Here is a 1,619-nt window from a genome sequence, read left to right as displayed (position 1 = left end):
CCGGCGCGGGGGCGGCGGTGGCCGTGGAGAGGGGCTGGAGGCTGACGACCGCGAGGGTGACGGCTGCGGCGGCCATGCATCTCTTCGCGAGCGTGATGAGCTTCTTCACCGTTGTTGTTGCCTTCCGTGAGGGGGGTATGGAGCTTGACGGACCTGCAACGGGTACCGACCCTGACGTGCCCATGCCAACTTTGGACGCCACGAGGAGTCCGACGGGGTCGCCACGGGTGAGTCAGGATCTTCGGAGGATTATGAAAAAGCGGTAAGAGGTTGTGCAAGGGGTGGGAACAGGCCGGTCGTGGGGAGGGATTCCGGCCAAGGGGCGCCGGTGGGATCAGGAACGGCCCGCCAACCTCCGTACTCTGGCGGCCTGTTCGGGCATCCCGCCCCGCTCGTAGGCGTCGGCGGCGGCACCGAACGCGAGCCGGGCCTCCCCCTTGCGCCGCACCTTGTGCAGGGAGATGCCGAGGTTGTAGCCGGCGTCGGCGACGATGCTCCACTCCTCGAACTTCGTGCCGGACTCGATCGCGCAGCGGGCGGCGTCGATCGCCTCGTGGTAGCGCTTGAGGTTGGTCAGCGCGGCACTGAGCCCCAACCAGGCCACCCCCGCCTGGTGTTCGTCCCCGATCAGCTTGCTCCATTCGAGGGACCGGGTGAACGCCTGGACCGCCTCCACGCGCCGCCCCGACTCCCGCAGGATCAGCCCGATGAGCCCCCACGCGTCCGCCTTGCCACGCCAGTCGTTGAGTTCGGTGCTGATCCGCAGGGAGCGCATGGCATGGGGCAACGCCTCGTCGTGCCGCCCCAGACTCCGCAGGGTCTGCGCCATGTTGTACAGCGGCTCCGCCAACGGGTGCCGCATACCCAGCTCTTGGAACTCGGCGACGGCCAAGGAGAGTGTCTCGTACGCCTCTTCGAACTGCCCGCAGTCACCGAGGGTCGCGGCGAGCTGGGCCCGCGCGAGGGCGGCGTACGACGGGTCGTCCAACGCGAGGGCGTCCGCCAGCGCCCGCTCGCGTGCGTCGAGCGCTTCGTCGAGCCGCCCGAGCCGCAGCAGCGCCACCGCGATGCCGCTTCGCGCGTAGTACCGGCCTTCCAGGTTGCCGACGCGGTCACACAGCTCCAGCTCCTCCCGACAGGCGTCGAGCCCCTCCTCGAACCTGCGCAGATGGATCAGTGCGGTGCTGAGGGCGCCGAGCGCGACCGTCTCGTCGTAGCCGGCGCCGAGCCGGCGAGCGGTGTCGCGGGCGATCGTCGCCACGTCGAGCATGTCGTCGAAGGCGGGCCGGTTGCGCAGGTGAGGGATGAGCACGAGAGCTGTCCGCAGCGCGAGTACGGCCGTCTGCCGATCCTCGCTCCCGCACCACCGCACCGAGTTCAGCATCCCGAGCCGCTCGGTCTCGAACCAGCTCAGCGCCTCCTCAGGGCCGCCCGGGAACAGCTCCTGCGGCTGATCCGGCTTGGTGATCACCTCGTAGGCCAGCGTCAGCCGGGCGTAGTACATGACCTGAAGCTGCATCCGAGCCTGCCCCGCCTCCTCCTCCGTGACCAGAGCCCCCGCGTACGCCCGCACAAGGTCATGCATCTGCCACCCCCCACCGCCCGGCAATGCACTGATC

At 69.4% G+C, this 1,619-nt stretch carries 1 protein-coding gene and 1 pseudogene; both read right to left on the bottom strand.

The window, feature by feature from the left end; translation table 11 throughout:
- Positions 1-109, bottom strand: a pseudogene (locus tag AOK24_RS52720) (serine protease); the annotation flags it as partial.
- Between the two features lie 225 nt (positions 110-334).
- On the bottom strand, positions 335-1,585 hold the full coding sequence (locus AOK24_RS12835; protein WP_055720192.1) for a tetratricopeptide repeat protein: 1,251 nt from the start codon (positions 1,583-1,585) through the stop codon (positions 335-337).
- Positions 1,586-1,619 lie beyond the last annotated feature (34 nt).

This window comes from Streptomyces niveiscabiei (genome assembly GCF_001419795.1).
Taxonomy (GTDB): domain Bacteria; phylum Actinomycetota; class Actinomycetes; order Streptomycetales; family Streptomycetaceae; genus Streptomyces; species Streptomyces niveiscabiei.
This window is presented reverse-complemented; position numbering and strand designations above follow the sequence as displayed.

Coding starts and splice junctions, on each gene's coding strand:
- AOK24_RS12835 (WP_055720192.1), bottom strand. CDS start 1,585: ATGCATGACCTTGTGCGGGCGTACGCGGGGGCTCTGGTCACGGAGGAG.